This window comes from Flavobacterium sp. FlaQc-57 (assembly GCF_044007395.1).
GTDB lineage: Bacteria > Bacteroidota > Bacteroidia > Flavobacteriales > Flavobacteriaceae > Flavobacterium.
Genome location: NZ_JBIPDA010000001.1, coordinates 140,345 through 162,176, shown reverse-complemented (window position 1 = coordinate 162,176; position 21,832 = coordinate 140,345). Strand labels below are relative to the sequence as shown.

Below are 21,832 nucleotides of genomic sequence, written 5' to 3'. Positions count from 1 at the left end.
ACCAACCATAATACTTAATTTTGCTGCTATTAAATTCAAAATAAAATATACATGCTCAAGATTTTCAAAGTTACTGCAATTTTAGAGGGAATCTCTTATTTAGTATTATTTACAAATATGCTTTTCGTTAAAACCAATAATCCTGAACTTTATCGTACTCTATTACGTCCACTCGGAATGACGCATGGTGTATTATTTATAGGATATGTGTTATTGGCTTTTTTACTTAGAAAACCACAAAATTGGGATTTAAAAACATTCGGAATTATTCAAATAGCTTCTCTTATTCCTTTTGGAACTTTTTATGTTGAGAAAAAATATTTAGAAAATAATGCCTAATCTTTTGGATAAAATATTTAACTTTTTATATCCCCTTTTTAGGGATTGGGGAATGAGCCGTAATTTTGCGTCTTACATTAGCCTAATTCTTAATATAGCCATTATGGTGGCTTTGGCTTTTGCCATTTATTACATCGCAAAATTTGTTTTAGTTACGTTAACCGCCGTTTTCGCCCAACGTACTAAAACAAAGTTTGACGATTATTTAATTCACAATAAAACCACAAAATACACCGCTTATTTAATTCCGTTTTTCTTTATTTATAAAGCTGTACCAATTATTTTAGACAAATACGAATATTGGGAAGCTGTTTTTGGAAAAATAGTTGGTGTTTATATTGTTTTGATAACATTATGGATTGTCAGAACTATTTTTAACGCTTTACGTGATTATTTAAAGCAGAAACCGGAATACAGTGATAAGCCAATAGATAGCTTTGTTCAGGTTATTATGATCGTGCTTTGGATTTTTGGAGTGGCGATTATTATTTCGAAGTTATTCGGAATAAAACAAGGAGAATTACTAACGATTTTAGGAACACTTTCGGCGATTATTATCTTGATTTTTAGAGATACAATTTTAGGATTTGTTTCGAGTGTTCAGGTAGCCATCAACGATATGGTTCGTATTGGTGACTGGATTACAATGGAAAAATTTGGTGCTGATGGTGATGTTATCGAAATTAATTTGACAACTGTAAAAGTTCGAAATTTTGACAATACTATTACCACCATTCCAACTTATGCGTTGAGTTCGGATTCGTTTCAGAACTGGCGCGGAATGCAAAAATCTGCCGGAAGACGTATTAAGAGACACATTCTTATTAAAAGCAGCAGTATTCGTTTCTTAAATAATGATGATCTGAATCATATGAAACGTGTACAGCTTATAAATTCTTACATAGAAACCAGACAAGCAGAAATTGAAAAATACAATGATTTGCGCGGCGTAGATAAATCACTGTCGCTTAATGGTCGAAATATGACCAATTTAGGTTTGTTTAGAAAGTATATAATTCAATATTTGGTAACGCATCCCGGACTTAATAAAGACATGCACATTATGTGCCGTCAGCTGCAATCGACTGCACATGGAGTTCCATTAGAAATTTATGCTTTTTCGAGCGACAAACGTTGGGCAAATTACGAATATATTATGGCCGATATTTTCGATCATATAATGGCTTCTGTAGTGTATTTTGATCTTGAAATTTTCGAACTGCCATCAAAGATTGGGCATTTAGATTAGTTTTCAGTCTCAGTATTCAGTTTTAGTTTTAAAGCGCCGGTTTTCAGTCACGATTAAACTGAGACTGAATACTGAGACTGAAAACTACTTTTTCACTTCTTCAAAAACAAATTTTGTATTATTATATTCTATTGGAGTTCCCGGCATAAAACACGGAAGATTGAAATAGATTCCTATTGTTCCGCTTCCTAAAAAAAGTTTGTTTTCTTTCTTTAATAAAGCCAGTGGTACTCTCTTCCAGCTTCCTCCGTTAGAAATAAAATGAAAATCACCTCTTAAGGTATCACCTTTTAAATCTCCCCTTACATCTCCGGAATCTTTCCCTATTTTGTGATATAATATTTCATAACGCCCATAGAATCGTTTATCATTAATGTTTATTGCTAAAATGGCGGTATCTTTTCCGTTTACTGCTTGATAGGTAATATGTTTGTATTCGCTTTTTTTGTCTTTAGAATTGCAAGACATCAATAGTATTGCGGATAAAAAAAGCATTATAAAATTTTTCATCATTTTGAGTTGAGTTTTTTAAATTCATAAGTGATATAAGTTTATTTAGACCCACTTTTATATCACTTAACATCGCGATTCTATTTATAAACGATCTTTTACGAATTCTATTTGAGTTTTTCCGTGTGCTTTTGGTTTGCCATTTTCATCTAAATTTACCATTGTAGTTTGATCAATTGTGATAATGATTTCGCGCGTCATCATATTGCGAACAGCACATTTTAGAATTAGAGAAGTATTTCCAAACTTTACAACATCAATTCCAATTTCGACAATATCACCTTGTCGGGCCGAACTTTTGAAATTAATTTCAGACATGTATTTTGTAACGACTCTTGTATTTTCTAATTGTATAATGGTGTACAAAGCCAATTCTTCATCAATCCAGGCTAATAATTTTCCGCCAAATAAAGTTCCGTTTGGATTTAAATCTTCGGGTTTAACCCATTTTCTTGTATGAAAGCGCATAATTTTACTTTAAATTAAAATTTTTGTATTGGATTTTTTTCTAAATTTAAAGAAAAAACATGGAAGATAGAGACACTTTTTTAAGAGAATTCAGAGGCGAAACTTTAGGAACTGTAAGTGCTCAATCTTCAGCAGATGAGTTGTTTCAAAATCAGACAATTAGGCCAATTTTAAAACTTCAGAACGATTTGTTTATTGCTGTTTTTATTAATTATGTAAATAAAAACAAAGCTGATTTTTATTCGTATACGGTCGAAAAAAAGCTTCAGGTCATCGAAAATTCTATTCAAAAAGATATTAAATTCAGAAATTCCCTAAAAGGAATTGTCATGGCGCTTTTCACTATTGAAGAATACAATACATACATTCAAAATTCATCAAGCTTAAACAAAAGAATGATGAATTTACTGGTCGATCGCCTGAAAAGCCAAGTGCAATTGTTTGAATTGGAGTCTAATTCGAATTAATTTTCATAAATGGAAATAGAAATTGTAGAAAATAGAAAACAAAGTCTATTTGCTTATAAAAATGGTGAATTATTGTTTTATTCAACAATTAAATTTAATTGGTTAAAAAAGAATTTAGTAAAAATATTTGATTCTAATGATGATCTTATTTTGGAACTTCAAAGCTATGAATCTCCTTTTAGCTCAGCGAAATACAAAATTTTATTTCAAAATAAAGAAAAAACAAAATATATAAGTGAAATTACTCAAACCAATATATTTTTTAATCAAAATAAAAGTTTAAGAAAAACAAGAGGTAATCATTTCTCTTTTAATACCAATTTTTCCTATTTTGCAGACAGAACTAAAGTAGCAGATATAAAACAGAAATTTTGGAGTTCCTTGCAAAAAATGTTTCTACAGGTTCATGACGAAAAGATTGAGTTTCTCGATCAGATAATAATTCATATTTTAGCAATTCGTACAGGATTTAATTCTAATGTAGATTAATAATTTACAAGATATAATAAACCGATGTTTGATCAATTTCGAAATAAATTCCTTCTCGATGATTCAAAATGGATTGAATACACAAATTTCTTTCAACGTATAGAAGTTCCTGCAAAAACAATTCTTTTAGAAGAAGGCGAAATCTCAAAAAAGCTACTTATTATCGAAAAAGGCTGTATTAGGGTTTGGTTTAATAATAATGGAAAAGATCTTACAACTCAGTTTTTTTTCGAAAATCAAAGTGTAGCTTCTATCGAAAGTTTTATGAAAAAAATGCCAAGTCCGGTTGTTATTGAAACGATAGAACCTTCAGTTATTTGGTGGATTTCTAAAAAAGATTTAGATAAAATTCTCGAAGAAATTAAAGAAATTCCAGAGTTAAGAGATCGTTTTATTAATATGCTTTTTGAGCGAACGTTCGATTATATGAAGCATTTTGTGTCTTTTATAAAAGACTCTCCCACTCAACGTTATCTTAATTTAATTGAAGAAAGACCTCAGGTTCTTCAGCGTGTTCCTCAACATTATATTGCTTCTTATCTTGGCGTAAGTACAGTACATTTAAGCCGTATTAAAAGTAAATTAGTTCACAAAAAATAGCCGGATTGCATTTGATAACAAATGTTATCGTCTCCCCATAGACGCCGACCGAACTTTGCAGCATAAAATTTAATAATTATGAAAGCAGCGGTAGTTTATAAAAAAGGCGAAATGCCAAAATGTGCAGATTTTGCAGAACCAATTGTACAAAACGAAAACCAAATTTTACTCTCGGTAAAAGCAGTTGCAATTACTAATCTCGACAAAGGAAAAGCAAGCGGAAAACATTATTCTTCTGAAAATAACAGTCAAAATGGTTTTGTAATTGGCAGCGATGGAGTTGGTTTACTTGAAAACGGAACCAGAGTTTATGCTCGCGGAATTAGCGGTACAATTGCTGAAAAAGCGATTATTGATAAAAATATAGTAGTGCCTTTACCTGACGGAATTAGTGATGCAATTGCTGCCTCACTTCCTAATGCGGTTGCGGGTTCTGCGATGGCTCTTAAGTTTAGAGCAAATATTCAAAAGGGGGAAACTATCCTAATTAATGGAGGAACTGGTTTTACAGGGCAAATCGCGATTCAGATTGCCAGACATTATGGTGCAAAGAAAATAATTGTTACGGGAAGAAACGAAAAAATGCTTCAGAACCTTTTAGAACTGGGCGCTGATGAAGTAGTTTCTCTGAGACAAGATGATCACGCAATTATCGCACAACTTAAGCAAATGCATTCCAATACTCCTATTGATATTATTTTAGATTATTTGTGGGGACATCCGGCAGAATTGATTCTCACAGCTTTAAAAGGAAACGGATCGTTTACAAATAAAGTAAGATATGTCACTATTGGCGGAATGGCGGGTGATAATATTCAATTGTCTTCGGGAATTTTAAGAAGTATTGATCTGCAATTATCAGGTTCCGGTTTAGGAAGTTGGTCTAAAAATGAAGTGAAATTATTATTCTCAGAAATTCTTCCCGAAATGTTTCTTCTGGCAGCTCAAAACAAATTAAAAGTAAATATAGAAACCGTTTCTTTAGTTGATATTGAAGAAGCCTGGTCGAGAGAAGTTTTAGATGGTAAACGATTAGTCGTTATCATCTAAAGGTAAATAGTATTAATTGAACGCTGATAAAAACGGATTTTTAAAAATATCAATTATCGACACTGTTTGTCATTTCGAGGAACGATAAGAGTGTGTTTAAGCTTTGTATTTTATTTATCTTTGAAATTGACTTAGAAATGCATAAAAAAAGGTTTGACAAGATTATTCATCTTATCAAACCTTTTTTGTTTTGATCAAAAATATTTTAGAATTTACTCTTTAGAAAGCATCAATTCTTTAATATATTTTACGGGAGCACTTCCAAAACTTAAGAATTTTTCATGGAATTTTTTCAAATTGAATTTATCTCCTTCTTGTTTTTTAAGTTCTTCTCTTAGGTTGTAAATTTCAGTATATCCTGTAAAATAAGAGCACAATTGAACTTGCGATAAAGTTACACGTTTCCATTTTCCGTCAGCTTCCGCTTGTTGCTGAAAAGCTTCTTTTGTCAATAAATCCAAAGCCGCTTCTTTAGACATATTTTTAGTATGAACACTAATGTCTAAGATCGTATTACAAGTTGTTCTTAAATTCCATTTATAATACATCAACCACATTTCGTCAGAGTTTTTATAACCGCTTTCCAGCATCATTTTTTCAGCATAAACAGCCCAACCTTCAATCATGGCACCATTTCCTAAAATAGATTTAATAATACTCGGCGATTGGTTGCTGTAAACTAGTTGTGTGTAGTGTCCAGGAATTGCTTCATGAATATTTAAAATCTGAAGAATATAATCATTGTATTCGCGCAAGTAACTTTCGGCATTTTCAGCTGTCCAGCCAGACATACTACCTACATTATAATATGTATTCGCATTTTTATCATATGGACCAGGTGCAGAAATTGATGCTCCCGCAACTCCCGCCATATATGCTGGTTCTTTACGAACTACAAGTGGTTTTGAAGGATCTATGTATAATAAATCTTTAGCTTTTACATAAGCGGTTAATTCCGGGATTTGTTTTTCAATTTCAGATTGAAACTTTTCCGGAGTTGTGTGTTGTAATGAGATTTTATCAATTACCTGTTTGATTAAATCCAGTTTATTTGCAGGTTTTGGTTCATTTCCTTTGTATTTTGTCCAAAGTTTAGCAGCAAGAACAAACATCTTTTCGTGTAAGTCTTTTTTATGATCAACGGCAATTTTATAGATTTGATCAACGCTATAACCTGATTGAATATCAAAATTGAATTTTTTAGCGTATAATGTGTTTCCTAATCTAAAAGAACGAGGTGTTTTATTTGGTAAAGCTTTTAGCCACGCTGCATAATCAGCGATTGCTTTTACTGAAACTTTAGCTTTGTCTAGTATTTCTTTTTTCTCAGCGGCATTCAATTTGCTTTTATCTAAAGCAGCTTTTAAATCAAGATCAAAAACAGAAGATCCACCTAAATTTTGCGCTATTGCAAGCTCGGTATGTTCAATAGTTGGGTTTTTAATATTCTTTTTAGCAGCTTCGTAATAAGCGGGAATTCCGTTCATTTTAGTATTAAAAGCACGTAAACGAACTTCTAAAGAATCGTAATTTCCGTTTAAAATTTCTGCAAAAGCGCCGCATACATTATATTCAGAAGGATTCCATTCAGATGATTTCATCTCCTTAATGCTAAAAATAGTACTTTCAAGCTGATTTTTAATCATTTGAAAATCGGTCTTATTATTATCAGACAAATCTTCAATGTTAAACTGTTTTAAGGAATCTAGCTGCGCATTGACAAAATCAAGTTGTTTTTTTTCTTCGTTAGCATCCGGAATAGATAAAATACTATCGTATTTATGGTAGCCAACGCCAGAAGCCCAACCGGGATTAATTTTCCATAAAGAGGTTACAAAACCATCTTTATACTTGTCAAATTTTCCGTCTAAAGCTTTATCTTCGTTAGACTTAGTACTTTTATTACAGGAAAAAAGTAGCGTAATCGCAAAAATCGAAACAAATAGTTTTTTCATAAATTATGTTTTTTATGGTTTAAAGATAAAAAAAATGTTCTTTATGCAAAACTATTTACGGTTTGTAATCAATATTTCAATAAATCGAATAAAACCTCTTCAAAACGATTCTTTGGTAGAAACTGATCTTCTAAAGCTTTTGTAAACGGAATTGGTGAATCTAAACTGGCAACTCTTTTTACCGGAGCATCAAGATATTCAAAACATTCTTCCATAATTAACGCCGAAATATCGCTTGCAATTCCTCCAAACAAAGTGTCTTCCTGATAAATAATCACTTTCCCCGTTTTTTTCACCGAATTAAAAATAGTTTCAGTATCCAAAGGCTGTAAAGTTCTTAAATCTATTAAATCTGCTTCTATTTCAGGATTATTAGCTAAAGTTTCTAATGCCCAATGAACAGGAGCTCCAAAAGCAATAATCGTAATTGACTTTCCTTCTTTTAATAAAGCTGCTTTTCCTAGCGGAATCGTGTAATAATCTGTTGGAACATCCTGATGTATACTGCGATATAACTGCTTGTGTTCGAAAAACAAAACCGGATTTGGATCGTTTATCGAAGTATTTAATAAACCTTTTGCGTCATATGGAAATGCAGGGTAAACTACTTTTAAACCTGGAGTCTTAGTAAACCAAGCTTCATTGGTCTGCGAATGAAAAGGTCCCGCCTGAGTTCCGCCGCCACAAGGCATTCGAACCACAACATCGGCTTTTTCGCCCCAACGATAATGTGATTTTGCTAATAAATTTACGATTGGATTAAAACCCGTAGAAACAAAATCAGCAAATTGCATTTCGACAATTGCTTTATAACCATTTATCGATAATCCCATTCCTGTAGAAACAACGGCACTCTCACAAATTGGAGTATTCCGAACCCGACCTTTTCCGAACGTCTCTACAAAACCATCCGTAATTTTAAAAGCACCGCCATACTCTGCAATATCTTGTCCCATAATGACAAGGTTTTTATGGCGTTGCATGGATTGTTCTAAACTGTTTCTAATCGCATCTATAAAACGAATATTTTTTATCTCATCTGATGGATTAACTTCTTCGAATAGATAAGGTTTATAAACATCATTTAATTCTCCACTATAAGTCGGAATGATTTCTGGTTCAGCATTTGCAATTGCCCAGTTTTCGTCAATTTCCTGCTTGATTTCATTGTGTAACTGTTCATCAAACTCGGCTGTAAGAACACCAATTTCAGTTAGATAATTTCTATAGTTTAGCACAGGATCTTTAGCTGCCCATTCGTCCATTAACTCCTGCGGAACATATTTTGTGCCACTCGCCTCTTCATGTCCTCGCATTCTAAAGGTTTTGAATTCTAATAAAACCGGATGCGGGTTTTCTTGCATCTGTGCTTTTAACTGAGATAATTTGTTGTAGATTTCCAATATATTATTTCCGTCAATAATATAACTCTCGATTCCATATCCGATACCTTTATCAGCAAGATTTTCGCAAAAATACTGCTCGCTTGTAGGTGTTGAGAGTCCGTAACCATTATTTTCAATTACAAACATTACCGGTAACTGCCAAACAGCTGCAATATTTAAGGCTTCATGAAAATCACCTTCACTTGTAGCGCCTTCTCCTGTAAAAACAGCCGTGATTTTATTGTTATTCTGAAGTTTATTGGCTAATGCAATTCCGTCGGCGATACCCAATTGGGGGCCTAAATGCGAAATCATACCAATAATATTATATTCCTGAGTTCCGAAATGAAAACTGCGATCTCTGCCTTTTGTAAAACCATTTGCTTTTCCTTGCCATTGCGAAAAAAGACGATGCAACGGAATATCTCTCGAAGTAAAAACGCCCAGATTTCTATGCATTGGCAAAACGTATTCAGATTCATCTAAAACAGCAGTAACTCCAACGGCGATGGCCTCCTGCCCTATTCCTGAAAACCATTTTGATACTTTTCCTTGTCGAATTAAGATTAGCATCTTTTCTTCGATTAAACGAGGTTTTAGTATTTTCTTATATAACTCTAATAACTTGGCATCAGTAAGGTCTTGTCTGTAAAAGATCATTTGGTTATCGTTTTTAAGTATTTCAAAGATATATAAATATAACAATTAAGGTATTAATTGTTATATAATTTAACTTTTTGAAGAAATATGGAGTAATTTACTTAAAAAAAGTAAATGAGGCTTTCATCGGATAACTTCATTTTAAAATGGAAGTAATTAATATCAAATTATTAAATATGACCTTAAAAACTTAATTTTATGCAAAAATTTAAAATTCAAATATAAAATATTCTATACCTTTGTTATTGATAAGGATTTATGGATCCTTATTGTCTTTTTAAAATAAAAATGTAAAGTATGCAAAACATTCCTAGTGTAGACTTACGTGATTTCCTTTCGGACGACCCGAAACGTAAACAAAAATTTGTAAATGAAATCGGCAGTGCATTTGAAAACATTGGCTTCGTAGCCCTAAAAGGTCACTTTTTAGATGATCAGTTAGTAGACGAGCTTTATGGCGAAATAAGAAAATTTTTCGCTTTGCCAATAGAAACCAAGCATGATTATGAAATTCCTGGAATTGGCGGACAAAGAGGTTATGTTTCTTTTGGAAAAGAGCATGCTAAAGGACGTAAAGAAGGAGATTTAAAAGAATTTTGGCATTTTGGGCAGTATGTTGACGCAAGTTCAAAATATGCTTCAGAATATCCGGACAATGTTGATGTGAAAGAATTGCCTCGTTTTAATGCTGTAGGTAAAGAAGCCTACCAAATGCTTGAAAAAACAGGTGTTTATGTGTTAAGAGCTTTGGCTTTACACTTAGGTTTAGATGAATTTTATTTTGATCAGTACGCAAAAGAAGGAAATTCTATTTTAAGACCAATTCATTATCCACCAATTACTTCTGAACCGGAAAATGCAATTCGTGCAGCGGCTCATGGTGATATTAACTTGATTACTCTTTTAATGGGAGCTCAGGGAAAAGGTTTACAAGTTCAAAATCATGATGGCGAATGGATTGATGCTATCGCAGAAGACGATCAATTGGTTATAAATGTGGGAGATATGTTATCAAGACACACAAATAATAAATTAAAATCGACAATTCATCAAGTGGTAAATCCACCAAGAGAATTATGGGGAACATCTCGTTATTCGATTCCATTTTTTATGCATCCTGTGAGCGATATGCGCCTTGATTGTTTAGAAAACTGCATAGATGCTGAAAACCCTAAGAAATTCGAAGATATTACTGCAGGTGATTATTTATACGAACGTTTAGTAGATTTAGGTTTAATTAAGAAATAATCTTTAAATTTACGAGAAATAATAAAAAGACATTGAGTTTACGCTTAATGTCTTTTTAATTTTAAGATAGAACAATGGACTTACAAGATCAATTAAAAAATTTATTTCCAGATCATATCGAATCAAATGAACCGGAAGAAATTCAGGAACAGGATCATGTGCTTTATATTCAAAAAGAGCCTATGATTTGCAAATTTGAAAAACGAAAAGGAAAAGCCACAACTATAATTGAAGGTTACGAAGGATCTGACGAAGATTTTAAAATCTTAGCCAAAGAAATTAAAACAAAACTTAGTGTTGGCGGAACTTTCAAAGATGCATCGATTATTATTCAAGGAGATTACCGAGATAAAATCATGGTAATCCTTAAAGAAAAAGGATTTAAAACAAAACGAGTTGGAGGGTAAAGAAAGTTTAAGATTGTTTAAGGTTTCAAGTTTGTTATTGAGACTTAAAATCTTTATTTATAAATATTTAACCGTAAAGCTTGGGGTTTTAGAATAAAACGTAAAATAAAAATCTGTGACAATCAGTTCTATCCGTTAAATCTGTAAAAGAAAGACGTAATGTTGTGCGCCTCTCTACAAAAGAAAACTCAGAACCTTAGAACTTTTGTTACTTTGAACCTTAAAAAAATGATACAAAATTCAGAATTAATACTTAATCCAGACGGAAGCGTTTATCACTTAAACCTTCGTCCTGAACATATTGCAAATGATATAATTTTTGTTGGAGACCAAAATAGAGTTGAAAAAATCACTCAGTTTTTTGATTCAATAGAATTTTCAACTCAAAAAAGAGAATTTAAAACGCAAACCGGAATTTATAAAGGGAAAAGAATTTCTGTAATGTCAACCGGAATTGGGCCTGATAATATTGATATTGTTGTAAATGAACTGGATGCTTTGGTAAACATTGATTTAGAAACTCGTTTGCCAAAAGAAAAGCTAACTTCCTTGAACATTATCAGAATTGGAACTTCGGGATCTCTGCAAGCTGATATTCCTGTGGATAGTTTTGTAATGTCTAAATTTGGACTAGGATTGGATAATATGCTTCGCTCTTATTTGATTGACGAAGTTTCTAATCAAGAGATTGAAAATGCTTTTATTAGTCAGACGAATTGGGATATTAGAAAAGGAAGACCTTATGCAATTGCCTGTTCTGAAGAATTAGAAAAATTGATCGAATCGGATAAGATTTTTAAAGGAATTACTGCTACTGCCGGAGGTTTTTACGGACCACAAGGGCGTGTTTTACGTTTGAATATTCAAGATGAAGAATTAAACAGTAAAATGGATAGTTTTAAATTTGAAGACAATCGAATTACCAATTTAGAAATGGAAACGGCTGCGATTTATGGGCTTTCGGCACTATTAGGGCATAAGGCATTGTCATTAAATGCAATTATTGCGAATCGCGCTTCAGGAACATTTAGTGAAGATCCTTATAAAGCTGTTGATGAGTTAATTGCATATACGTTGAATAAATTGGCTGGAAAGTAATTAGATAATTTGTCGATTTAGAAAATTAGATGATTTTAAAGTTGCATTTAAATTTTAGGTTATGTTTTTAAGAGTTGCACGACATACTAATGATTTAGAAAAAATGGTAGATTTCTACGTTAATCTTCTAGGTTTTGAACTTTTAGGCGATTTTCAGAATCATAATAATTACGACGGAGTCTTCATTGGAAAATCAGGTTTAGACTGGCATTTTGAATTTACTAAATCTGAAGAAAAAGCAAATCACACGTTTGATCCGGATGATGTAATTGTAATTTATCCAAAATCAATTTTAGATTATGATCAGTTGATAAGCAGACTTGTACATAATAACATTTCAATTATAGCTTCAAATAATCCTTTCTGGAATGAAAACGGGAAAATGTTTTTAGATCCAGATGGTTATCGCATTGTTTTGTCGCCATTGAAAGCAATAATAGATGAGATTAATTAGAGAAGTGGTCAATTTGAAAATTAGATAATTAACAGAAGAGATCACGCTTAAAAAAATAGTATAAAATTATATAATGGCAGAAACACACAAGAAAATCTTGTTTAAATATTACAGTACTTATCTCGAAGAAATAGTTTCAGAAACAATGTGGGCAGAAATTATTGATTTGGACAAAGGACATTTTAAATTAGATAATATTCCCTTTTTTGGACCTTTAATTGCAACTGACGATACATTTCGCGCAGAATATGATGAAAATGAAAAGTGTTTTATTCATAAAGAAACACTTGAAAGTTCAGGGAATTCTATTGTTCAGGTTTTAATCTTAGACAAAGAATTTGACGCAGCAATAATCCGAGAAAAACTTAAAGCAATAAACTGTATATCTGAAGCTTTAAACGATACATTTCTTGCTGCTGAAATAGTAAAAGATGTCGATTACTCGATTGTGAAAAGTTTATTGAATGAATATGAATCCAATTCTATCATTGAATTTACAGAACCTTGTCTTTCAGAAAAGCACAGAGCCGATTTGCTGAAAAATTAAACAAACCCAAATTAACTTATAATACGCTTACCAAACTTAACTTAAACTTATACTAAAATGAAAACTGTAAAAATTGTAGGTGTTCCTGAGCACTTCAATTTACCATGGCATTTATGCATCGAGAATGGCGAATTTGAAGCAGAGAATATTGATTTACAATGGAATGATATTCCGGAAGGTACAGGCAAAATGTGTCAGATGCTTCGTGATGGAGAAGCTGATATGGCTGTTATTCTGACTGAAGGAATTGTAAAAGACATTGTTGCCGGAAATCCAAGTAAAATTGTTCAAATATATGTACAATCGCCTTTGATTTGGGGAATTCATGTTGCTGCAAAATCAGATTTTCAAACGGTTAAAGACTTAAAAGATAAAAAAGTTGCTATTTCAAGATTAGGTTCTGGATCTCAGTTAATGGCGTATGTAAATGCACATGAACAAGGTTGGAAAACAGATAATTTGCAATTTGAAATCATAAATACAATTGATGGAGCTGTTGAAGCTTTGACCAACGGAACTGCTGATTATTTTATGTGGGAACGTTTCATGACAAAACCTCTTGTTGATAAAGGTATTTTTAGAAGAGTTGGCGACTGCCCTACTCCATGGCCTTCATTTGTAATTGCGGTTCGAAATGAGTTCTTAAAAAAGAATCCTAAAGCTGTTGAGAAAATACTCGAAGTAATAAATAGAACCACTGAAGATTTTGCTCAGATTCCTAATATTGATAAAACATTATCAGGATTGTTCAATCAAAAAATTGAAGATATTCAGGAATGGCTAAAACTAACACAGTGGTCTCAGAAGAATTTGAATGAAAAAGCATTTATTAAAATTCAAAATCAATTATTTGATCTCGGAATTATTGATAAAAAAAGTACTTTTGTTGAAACGGTAAAAGCGCTGTAAAAACTGCTTTTGATTCTTATGATAAATTTCCCTAAAATTGACTTTCCGCAATTAAAATCCAAATTACAGGTGAAATCACCTTGGGATAGGATTATTATTATGCTATTAAGTCTTTTGATAACGATTCCGATTTTTATCATTCTGCATCAAAATCTGATTGACTTAGAATGGCCATTCAATTTAGATCGTGTTTTTATTTTTCTCTTTGTTTTTGCAGCTATGTTCTTCCTTTTAATGTTGTTGCGAACCATTATAATTCTTTGTATTGCGGTTTATTTATTGGTTTTAATTTACGGAACAGTTATAGGAAATTATGGCTTCAACGAAATCTCTGAAGATTATAATTCTATGATTTATACGATGTCAGATAATCCTTTTCCGCAAGATATAATTGTGGCAAAGCTGCTTCCGTTTCCAAACAAATCAAAAATTATCAATGCAATAGAATATCAGAATCCAAAGGTTCGAAATTTTGCTATAATGGCAACAACAAAGCACTTTAAAGGTTTAAAAGGGTATTCTGATTATAGAACCATTATTCAGTGTTTTGCGGTCTTTAAAGAGATTAATAGTCGCTGGAATTACGTTAACGATCCTAAAGAAGGCGATTATATTGCGACGGCAAGCGAATCATTAGAGTATTTTTCTGGCGACTGCGATGATCATTCGATTTTAATGGCGGCTGCAATTCGATCTATTGGCGGAACACCAAGGTTAATTCATACCAAAGGGCATATTTATCCAGAAATACTAATAGGTTCTTTAATTGACTTAGAAAAAGTCAATTACTTGATTAAAAATGTGCTTTTTGTAAAAGAAAGTTATGGCAAAAAGATTCATTATCACATAGATGAACGTGGGCAAGTTTGGATGAATCTTGATTATACAGCTAAATATCCTGGTGGACCTTTCATGTATGATGAGATTCTGGGAGCATTGACTTTAAACTAGATTTTTTTGAAAGACATCAAAAAGCTAAGTATTTAAGGTTCTGTTGTTTGGTTTGAAAAAGGTAAATTGACAGGTTTTTAACTGATATCGCAAAATTAATTTATTGATTGGTGTAAATATTTGATTTTTAGATTCTTAATTAGAAAATATTTTGTAATTTTCTATAGTCTAACTTTTAATCATATAATCATGGAAAAATCTAAATTATCTATCTTAGGAATTATGTTGCTGACTGTATTAATGATTTCATGTCATAAGGGTCGAAATAAATTAGTTAATTCTTGGAAAATTACTGCTGTAGAAGCTAAAATGCCTCTATCAGATTCTGCTAAAAATGTTATTTTAACGCAAGGAAATTTAACTTTTACAGAAGATGGTCACGTAACAGGTTATATGCAATCAGAAATAACTAATGGTACGTATGCATTGACAAAAGGTGGTAAAAGTTTAGTAATTAAAGATGAAACAGGAACCCCATATCCTTGTGAAAGTACTATAACAGATGATAAATTGATATTAGATAGTAAAGAAATGAAATTGACGCTTAGTAAAATATAAGTCTAAGTTTATTTATAGAACTTGTATTGTTCGTATTGAAAACCACTTTGTGCCAAAAGGACTGAGTGGTTTTTTATTTGTAGAACAAGTATTTGTAATTTTTTAAATTTAAAATAGAAATCATATCTTTGCGCTTTAAAATTGATGCATTACTTTATGTGAAAAATAATTTCTTTCAGACAATTTAGAGAGTAAACCACCATTTGTGGTTGCTCTATTTATTCATCTTTATAGAAAGAAATTATGCTTATTCTACAAAATATTTCATATAAACATAATAATGGTGATTTGCTGTTTGACAACATTAGTTTTACAATTAATAATCACGAAAAAATTGCATTAATTGGTAATAATGGAGTTGGAAAATCGACTTTACTTAAGATTATTGCCAGCGAGTTAAAACCTTCAGGTGGAGAATTAAGAACTAGTTCTGAACCCTATTATATTCCACAAATTTTCGGGCAATTTAATCATCTGACAATTGCTGAAGCATTGCGTGTAGATGAAAAATTCAAAGCCTTAAAAGAAATATTAAACGGTAATGTTACAGAGGAAAATTTGAATATCTTAAATGATGATTGGACTATTGAAGATCGTTGTAATGATGCTCTCAATTATTGGCAATTATCTGATTTAGATTTAACTCAAAAAATAGAAACATTGAGTGGCGGACAAAAAACAAAAGTCTTTCTTGCTGGTATTTTGATTCATAATCCAGAATTGGTTTTATTAGATGAACCGAGTAATCATCTGGATATCCCAACGAGAGAATTACTATATAGTTTTATTACTACAACAACAAACAGTCTGATTATTGTAAGCCATGACCGAAAATTGCTAAATATTTTAAACAAAGTTTATGAACTTAGTAAAAGTGGTATTGCCGTTTATGGCGGAAATTATGATTTTTATACTGAACAAAAACAAATTGAAAGTAACGCCTTAAATCAGGATTTACAAAGCAAGGAAAAAGCGCTGCGAAAAGCCAAAGAAAAAGAACGTGAAACGTTAGAACGACAACAAAAGCTCGATGCGCGCGGAAAGAAGAAACAGGAAAAGGCAGGTGTTGCACGAATCATGATGAATACTTTGCGGAATAATGCCGAAAATAGTAGTTCTAAGCTAAAAAGCATTCATGTTGAAAAAATTGATGGCATTTCAAAAGAATTACGCGAATTACGGTCTGCTTTGCCTGATATTGACCAGATGAAATTTGGCTTTGATAATTCGGTTCTGCATACAGGAAAAATACTTTTCAGAGCAAATGATATTAATTACGGTTTTAATGATCAATTTCTCTGGAAAGAAAATTTGAATATTGAAATTACAAGTGGCGAAAGAATTGTTCTAAAGGGCCTCAACGGATCCGGTAAAACAACGCTGATAAAAATAATATTAGGCGAACTTGAACCTAAACAAGGAATTGTTTTTAGAGCCCGAAATAAATCAGTTTATATCGATCAGGATTATTCTTTAATAAAAAATCAGCTTAAAGTTTATGAACAGGCGCAGCAATTTAACACTTCGGCTCTAGAAGAACATGATATAAAAATGAGATTGAATCGCTTTTTATTCAATCGGGATTATTGGGATAAATTTTGCAGTAGCTTAAGTGGTGGCGAGAGAATGCGTTTGATACTTTGTTGTTTGACAATCAATAATGAATCTCCTGATATTATTATTTTAGATGAACCAACAAATAACTTAGACATCCAGAACATTGAAATTCTAACTGCTGCGATCAATGAATATAAAGGAACTTTGATTGTGGTTTCACATGATGAATCTTTTTTAGAGCAAATTAATATAGAGCGAAGTATTCAACTTTAGTCTATTGTGTAAAAAAACAGTTGATTATTATGTATTAAACTCTTACTTTAGTTTGTTAAATTGATGATATTCAGAGCTTAAATTCCTTTAAGATGACATTAACGTATAAAAGAATCTTTCTTATTGATAGTGTGGGGGCTTTGCTTTCAGCCTTTCTTTTAGGGATTGTATTGGTTCGATTTCAGACTGCTTTTGGAATGCCGCGCGATGTATTATACTTTCTGGCGATATTTGCTTGTGTTCTTGCTGTATATTCTTGTTTGTGTTGCCTGTTTGTTAAGGAGAATTGGAAAATTTGTTTGAAGATTATTGGTTTGGCGAATATTTTCTACTCTTTTATTACACTGATTCTGGTGCTCTATTTTTATAAAGAAATTACAAATTTGGGATTGCTCTATTTTTTAGCTGAAATTGCTATTATAGTTGTTTTGGCTAAAATTGAAATTAAAAAAGCTAGTCCTTCAATTGAAAATTGATTAAGAACGTTTTAAAACCTCTGAAGCTAAATGATTTCAGAGGTTTTTTAAGTTTTAAACCGTTTTTTGAAGTAATTTATTATCTAAGTGATTAATTTATTGATGGTTATGTTTGTGAAAAAGCATTGAAAAATTTTGCGCAGTCAAATAACTGCATTATATTTGCAGTTAAATAACTGCACAATGGAAATTCGTAGAGATGTTTTTCAGGCTATTGCCGACCCTACTCGCAGGGCTATATTGAGTTTAGTGGCTATTCAAGCTATGACTCCAGGCACAATTGCCGAAAATTTTGATTCCTCAAGACAAACAATTTCGAAACATATTCAAATACTCAGCGAATGTGAACTTCTGGAACAGACCCAAAATGGCCGCGAAATTTACTATCACATTAATGCTAAAAAAATGAAAGAAGTAGCTGATTTTATTGAGCCTTTCAGAAAAATGTGGGACGATCGATTTAATAAGTTAGAAGCAATAATGAAAAACTATAAAACCAAAAAATAAGCAAATTATGGAACCAAAAACAAAAATTAGTGCCGAAAATGATAGGCAGGAAATTGTAATTACCAGAGAATTTGATCTTCCGTTAGAATTACTTTTTAAAGCTTATGTCGAACCTGAAATTGTAGAACAATGGATGGGAACAAAGGTTCTGAAACTAGAGAATAAAGTGCACGGAGGATATCAGTTTGTAACCAGTGATAATAATGGGAATGTTGTATTTCAAGCCAATGGTGTTATTCATGAATTTGTAGACAATCAGAAAATAACCCGCACATTTGAAATGGAGAACTCCCCTTTTGCTGTACAGCTTGAGTTTCTAGAATTTGAGTCTCTTACAGAAGAAACCAGCAAACTTAAAATGCATATTGTTTACAAATCGGTCGAACTTAGAGATCAAATGTTGAAACTCCCTTTTGCGCAAGGCATTAATATGGCGCACAACAGAATACAAGAAATTCTCAATAAACTAAAATAAAAAAAACATGGAAAAGAGAAATAGAATAATTTATTGGATAGCTACTTTGTGGCTTGCGTTAGGAATGATTTCTACAGGAATTGTGCAACTCTTGAAAATGAAGGAAGAGGTTGAAATGATGGATCATTTAGGCTATCCTATCTACTTTTTAACCTTATTAGGGATCTGGAAAATATTAGGTGTTTTTGCTATTTTAGTACCTAAGTTTCCAATATTGAAAGAATGGGCATATGCAGGTTTCTTTTTTGCAATGTCAGGAGCCATTTTTTCTCATTTGGCAGCCGGAGATGCTGCAATAACATTATTTGGACCAGTATTATTACTTATCCTTACGGCCATATCGTGGTTTTTTAGACCTGTGGCTCGAAAAATCATTTCTTATAATTCCTAAACAGATTTAATATTATATTTAATTTAGTAATCGACTAATATATAACGATATGAAAAATAAATTGTCAGAAGAACAAAGTCAAGAGTTATTGAAGGTGTTGCAAATTCGTTTTGAGAAAAACATGAACCGCCACAAAGACATTCATTGGAATAAAATTCAGGAAAAACTTGAAGCAAATCCTGAAAAATTATGGTCGCTGGATGAAATGGAAAGAACTGAAGGAGAACCGGATGTTGTTGGTTATGATAAAAAAACAAATGAGTATATTTTCTATGATTGCTCAGCTGAAAGCCCTAAAGGCCGCAGAAGTTTGTGTTATGATCATGAAGCATTAGAAAAAAGAAAAGAGAATAAACCTTCAGGAAGCGCCGTTAACATGGCTGATGAAATGGGAATTGAACTTTTGAATGCACAGCAATACGAAGAACTTCAAAAACTTGGTAATTTTGATGCTAAAACATCCAGCTGGATTGAAACTCCTGCTGATGTTCGTAAACTTGGTGGCGCTTTATTTTCTGATTTTCGTTACAATACTGTTTTCGTTTATCATAATGGTGCCGAATCTTATTATGCGGCGAGAGGTTTTAGAGGATCAGTACGCGTTTAGTTAATCTTAATACATTAGATTATGAATCCAAAAGTTGATTTTTATTTTGATGAATCAAAAAAGTGGCAAAAAGAACAGGAACAATTAAGAAGTATTGTTCTGGATTGTCAGTTGACTGAAGAATTAAAATGGGGAACTCCATGTTACACTTTTCAAGGTAAAAACATTGTGCTGATTCATGAGTTTAAAGAATATTGTGCTTTATTGTTCTTTAAAGGCGCATTATTGAATGATACCAACGGAATATTGGTACATCAGTCAAAAAATGTCCAGGCAGCGCGACAAATTCGGTTTACAAATCTTACTGAAATTATGGATCAAAAAGTAATTCTTAAAAATCATATTTATGAAGCCATTGAGGTTGAAAAAGCTGGTTTAAAAGTAGTATTGAAAAAAACAACAGATTTTGAAGTTTCAGATGAGTTTCAAAAGAAATTAGAGCAAGATTCCGTTTTAAAATTAGCGTTTACAGCCTTAACTCCGGGAAGACAAAGAGCTTATTTACTATATTTTTCTTCACCTAAACAATCAAAAACCAGAGAATCACGAGTAGAAAAGTGTATTCAGCAAATTTTGGAAGGCAAAGGATTAAATGATTAATGACGATGGTTTTTAATTGAGTTAACTATATTGTTTTTATTCGTTTTTAAATTTCACATAATAAATAGCAACAGCATATAAAACTTCTTAAATTTTAAGAGGTTTTTTTTATGTTTTCTATTTGCACATTTAAGAAAAACAGCATTCAATTAAATACAAAAACAGCACGTATGAAATCACGTAATTGTACTGTATATCAGTTTGTTATTTGTATTTAAATTAGAATTATCTTAGCGGTAATTATTTTTTTACAGCCTTGATATAAAAAATGTTGCGTATAATCTAACGACAATTAGTAATGAATATGTAAAACGGATAAGCCGAAAACCGGAAAAAGTAGGCACTAATTTTTTACTACATAATATGGAACAGCAAAACACTTTACCTAACCCCGGAACTATTATGCAAATTGGATCGGGGTTTTGGGCTTCAAAAGTCCTTTTGTCAGCAATAAATTTTGAATTGTTTACCAAGTTGGCTGCCAAGCAAACAATGACAGCGGCTCAAATAAAAAAAGAGTTGAATTTAAAATGTACAGACAGAAATGTTTTTGATTTTTTGGATACATTAACCGGTTTTGGATTTATAAATAGAGAAGGAATTTTAGAAACTGCAAAATATTCAAACGGTATTGATACAGACGTCTTTTTAGATAAAAACAAACCCTCCTATGTAGGTGGAATTCTTGAAATGATGAATGAAAGACTGTATAATTTTTGGGGTAAACTTGAAGAAGGATTACTTACCGGAGAACCTCAAAATGAGACAAAAGCGGGAGGAAATCTCTTTGAAAAGATCTACGATGATACGCATCGGTTAAAAATGTTTGTACACGCAATGACAGGTGCGCAGATGGGTGGATTTATAGCTTTTGCAGAAAAGTTTGATTTTTCAAAATATAAAACATTAACAGATGTAGGTGGTTCTGCCGGAATGCTCTCGCTTATGGTTGCACAGCATCAAGCTCATATGACTTGCGTTAGTTTTGATTTGCCTGTTATTGAGCCCATTGCCAACGAAACGATTCTAAAACTGGAATTGGCTGAAAGGGTAAAAACAAAAAGTGGTGATTTTTTCGCAGACTCCATTCCTCCTGCCGATATTGTAACTATGGGGAATATTTTGCACGATTGGGACGAAGAAACAAAATTGCTCTTAATGAAAAAAGCATATACCGCTTTATCTCAAGGAGGAGCTTTTATTGTAATTGAAAGTATAATTGATGATGAAAGAAAAGAAAATGTTTTTGGAATGATGATGAGTTTAAATATGCTGATAGAAACGGGAAATGGTTTTAATTTTTCATTTTCAGATTTTAATAAATGGGCTAAAAAAATAGGATTCAAATCAACAGAACTGCTTCATCTGTCTGGTCCAACAAGTGCAGCAATAGCTTATAAATAATTAAATCAATTTATAAAATTAAGCACCGTTTTTTTTTTATTTCGAAACCCTTGTTTATTCGGGATAACACTATTTTATAACTCTATAATTAATTAGTTTTAAGTAATGTAAGGGTTTTATTTTTTAAATTATTTTATATTCTATTGCAACAGATTAGCTGTAAATTAGTTTTTCTGAAGGCTTAGTTTTGTTATTTAG

General features: G+C 32.0%; 26 protein-coding genes. 22 read left to right on the top strand and 4 right to left on the bottom strand.

The annotated features are described in order from the left end of the window. The first annotated feature begins 51 nt into the window (after positions 1-51). Together ACHRVZ_RS00765 and ACHRVZ_RS00760 are read left to right on the top strand one after the other, a co-directional pair. Positions 52-339 carry a DUF3817 domain-containing protein gene (locus ACHRVZ_RS00765; protein ID WP_395420106.1) on the top strand — a complete coding sequence of 96 codons (288 nt, stop codon included), beginning with the start codon at positions 52-54 and terminating at the stop codon, positions 337-339. After that, entirely contained in the window at positions 332-1,588 is a 1,257-nt protein-coding gene (locus ACHRVZ_RS00760) for a mechanosensitive ion channel family protein (RefSeq protein WP_395420104.1), read from the top strand. Before ACHRVZ_RS00765 ends, ACHRVZ_RS00760 begins: the two co-directional genes overlap by 8 nt. Before the next feature lie 84 nt (positions 1,589-1,672). Here the strand turns inward: ACHRVZ_RS00760 and ACHRVZ_RS00755 are convergent, their stop codons facing one another. Then, on the bottom strand, positions 1,673-2,101 hold the full coding sequence (locus ACHRVZ_RS00755; RefSeq protein ID WP_395420102.1) for a hypothetical protein: 429 nt from the start codon (positions 2,099-2,101) through the stop codon (positions 1,673-1,675). An 81-nt stretch (positions 2,102-2,182) separates the two neighbouring features. Then, on the bottom strand, positions 2,183-2,566 hold the full coding sequence (locus tag ACHRVZ_RS00750; RefSeq protein ID WP_395420101.1) for an acyl-CoA thioesterase: 384 nt from the start codon (positions 2,564-2,566) through the stop codon (positions 2,183-2,185). Between the two features lie 59 nt (positions 2,567-2,625). Here ACHRVZ_RS00750 and ACHRVZ_RS00745 point away from each other — a divergent pair, with 59 nt between their 5' ends. The 4 genes from ACHRVZ_RS00745 to ACHRVZ_RS00730 all read left to right on the top strand — a co-directional run bounded on the left by ACHRVZ_RS00745 (position 2,626) and on the right by ACHRVZ_RS00730 (position 5,172). Then, complete coding sequence (locus ACHRVZ_RS00745) at positions 2,626-3,033, top strand: glyoxalase (RefSeq protein WP_395420099.1); 408 nt, start codon at positions 2,626-2,628, stop codon at positions 3,031-3,033. 9 nt (positions 3,034-3,042) lie between these two features. Next, entirely contained in the window at positions 3,043-3,522 is a 480-nt protein-coding gene (locus tag ACHRVZ_RS00740; RefSeq protein ID WP_395420098.1) for a hypothetical protein, read from the top strand. A 24-nt stretch (positions 3,523-3,546) separates the two neighbouring features. Beyond that, on the top strand, positions 3,547-4,122 hold the full coding sequence (locus tag ACHRVZ_RS00735) for a Crp/Fnr family transcriptional regulator (protein WP_395420097.1): 576 nt from the start codon (positions 3,547-3,549) through the stop codon (positions 4,120-4,122). Between the two features lie 78 nt (positions 4,123-4,200). Then, positions 4,201-5,172 (top strand): zinc-binding alcohol dehydrogenase family protein, encoded by a 972-nt coding sequence (locus ACHRVZ_RS00730; protein WP_395420096.1) that lies wholly within the window; start codon positions 4,201-4,203, stop codon positions 5,170-5,172. Positions 5,173-5,384: 212 nt separating this feature from the next. Here ACHRVZ_RS00730 and ACHRVZ_RS00725 read toward each other — a convergent pair whose 3' ends face one another. Together ACHRVZ_RS00725 and ACHRVZ_RS00720 are read right to left on the bottom strand one after the other, a co-directional pair. After that, the gene (locus ACHRVZ_RS00725; protein WP_395420094.1) at positions 5,385-7,127 is read right to left on the bottom strand and encodes a DUF885 domain-containing protein; all 1,743 of its coding nucleotides are present in this window, start codon (positions 7,125-7,127) and stop codon (positions 5,385-5,387) included. A 68-nt stretch (positions 7,128-7,195) separates the two neighbouring features. Further along, a complete protein-coding gene (locus ACHRVZ_RS00720; protein ID WP_395420093.1) occupies positions 7,196-9,172 on the bottom strand; it encodes a thiamine pyrophosphate-dependent enzyme in 1,977 nt (658 codons plus the stop codon). Between the two features lie 297 nt (positions 9,173-9,469). On the opposite strand from ACHRVZ_RS00720, the gene ACHRVZ_RS00715 reads away from it, so the two are divergent. The 16 genes from ACHRVZ_RS00715 to ACHRVZ_RS00640 all read left to right on the top strand — a co-directional run bounded on the left by ACHRVZ_RS00715 (position 9,470) and on the right by ACHRVZ_RS00640 (position 21,634). Next, positions 9,470-10,420 (top strand): isopenicillin N synthase family dioxygenase, encoded by a 951-nt coding sequence (locus ACHRVZ_RS00715; protein WP_395420092.1) that lies wholly within the window; start codon positions 9,470-9,472, stop codon positions 10,418-10,420. 74 nt (positions 10,421-10,494) lie between these two features. Continuing rightward, positions 10,495-10,827 carry a translation initiation factor gene (locus ACHRVZ_RS00710; RefSeq protein WP_395420091.1) on the top strand — a complete coding sequence of 111 codons (333 nt, stop codon included), beginning with the start codon at positions 10,495-10,497 and terminating at the stop codon, positions 10,825-10,827. Between the two features lie 228 nt (positions 10,828-11,055). Next, positions 11,056-11,925: a nucleoside phosphorylase gene (locus tag ACHRVZ_RS00705; RefSeq protein WP_395420090.1), complete on the top strand. Its 870-nt coding sequence runs from the start codon at positions 11,056-11,058 to the stop codon at positions 11,923-11,925. Between the two features lie 61 nt (positions 11,926-11,986). Beyond that, complete coding sequence (locus tag ACHRVZ_RS00700) at positions 11,987-12,379, top strand: VOC family protein (RefSeq protein ID WP_395420089.1); 393 nt, start codon at positions 11,987-11,989, stop codon at positions 12,377-12,379. 73 nt (positions 12,380-12,452) lie between these two features. Then, the gene (locus tag ACHRVZ_RS00695; protein ID WP_395420087.1) at positions 12,453-12,926 is read left to right on the top strand and encodes a DUF4265 domain-containing protein; all 474 of its coding nucleotides are present in this window, start codon (positions 12,453-12,455) and stop codon (positions 12,924-12,926) included. A gap of 57 nt (positions 12,927-12,983) precedes the next feature. Beyond that, positions 12,984-13,835 (top strand): substrate-binding domain-containing protein, encoded by an 852-nt coding sequence (locus ACHRVZ_RS00690; protein WP_395420086.1) that lies wholly within the window; start codon positions 12,984-12,986, stop codon positions 13,833-13,835. A gap of 18 nt (positions 13,836-13,853) precedes the next feature. Further along, on the top strand, positions 13,854-14,786 hold the full coding sequence (locus ACHRVZ_RS00685; protein ID WP_395420084.1) for a transglutaminase: 933 nt from the start codon (positions 13,854-13,856) through the stop codon (positions 14,784-14,786). A gap of 189 nt (positions 14,787-14,975) precedes the next feature. Beyond that, entirely contained in the window at positions 14,976-15,344 is a 369-nt protein-coding gene (locus ACHRVZ_RS00680) for a hypothetical protein (RefSeq protein ID WP_395420083.1), read from the top strand. A gap of 243 nt (positions 15,345-15,587) precedes the next feature. Further along, positions 15,588-17,174 carry an ABC-F family ATP-binding cassette domain-containing protein gene (locus ACHRVZ_RS00675; RefSeq protein ID WP_395420081.1) on the top strand — a complete coding sequence of 529 codons (1,587 nt, stop codon included), beginning with the start codon at positions 15,588-15,590 and terminating at the stop codon, positions 17,172-17,174. 92 nt (positions 17,175-17,266) lie between these two features. After that, on the top strand, positions 17,267-17,650 hold the full coding sequence (locus ACHRVZ_RS00670; protein WP_395420080.1) for a hypothetical protein: 384 nt from the start codon (positions 17,267-17,269) through the stop codon (positions 17,648-17,650). Between the two features lie 183 nt (positions 17,651-17,833). Beyond that, positions 17,834-18,157 carry an ArsR/SmtB family transcription factor gene (locus ACHRVZ_RS00665; protein WP_395420079.1) on the top strand — a complete coding sequence of 108 codons (324 nt, stop codon included), beginning with the start codon at positions 17,834-17,836 and terminating at the stop codon, positions 18,155-18,157. Between the two features lie 7 nt (positions 18,158-18,164). Continuing rightward, positions 18,165-18,632, top strand: coding sequence for an SRPBCC domain-containing protein (locus ACHRVZ_RS00660; protein ID WP_395420078.1), 468 nt, complete (start codon positions 18,165-18,167; stop codon positions 18,630-18,632). Positions 18,633-18,639: 7 nt separating this feature from the next. Continuing rightward, positions 18,640-19,023 (top strand): DoxX family protein, encoded by a 384-nt coding sequence (locus ACHRVZ_RS00655; RefSeq protein ID WP_395420077.1) that lies wholly within the window; start codon positions 18,640-18,642, stop codon positions 19,021-19,023. A gap of 49 nt (positions 19,024-19,072) precedes the next feature. Further along, on the top strand, positions 19,073-19,630 hold the full coding sequence (locus tag ACHRVZ_RS00650) for a DUF4256 domain-containing protein (protein ID WP_395420075.1): 558 nt from the start codon (positions 19,073-19,075) through the stop codon (positions 19,628-19,630). A 21-nt stretch (positions 19,631-19,651) separates the two neighbouring features. Continuing rightward, positions 19,652-20,230: a YdeI family protein gene (locus ACHRVZ_RS00645; RefSeq protein WP_395420073.1), complete on the top strand. Its 579-nt coding sequence runs from the start codon at positions 19,652-19,654 to the stop codon at positions 20,228-20,230. Between the two features lie 363 nt (positions 20,231-20,593). Further along, entirely contained in the window at positions 20,594-21,634 is a 1,041-nt protein-coding gene (locus tag ACHRVZ_RS00640; protein WP_395420071.1) for a methyltransferase, read from the top strand. Positions 21,635-21,832: the final 198 nt, after the last annotated feature.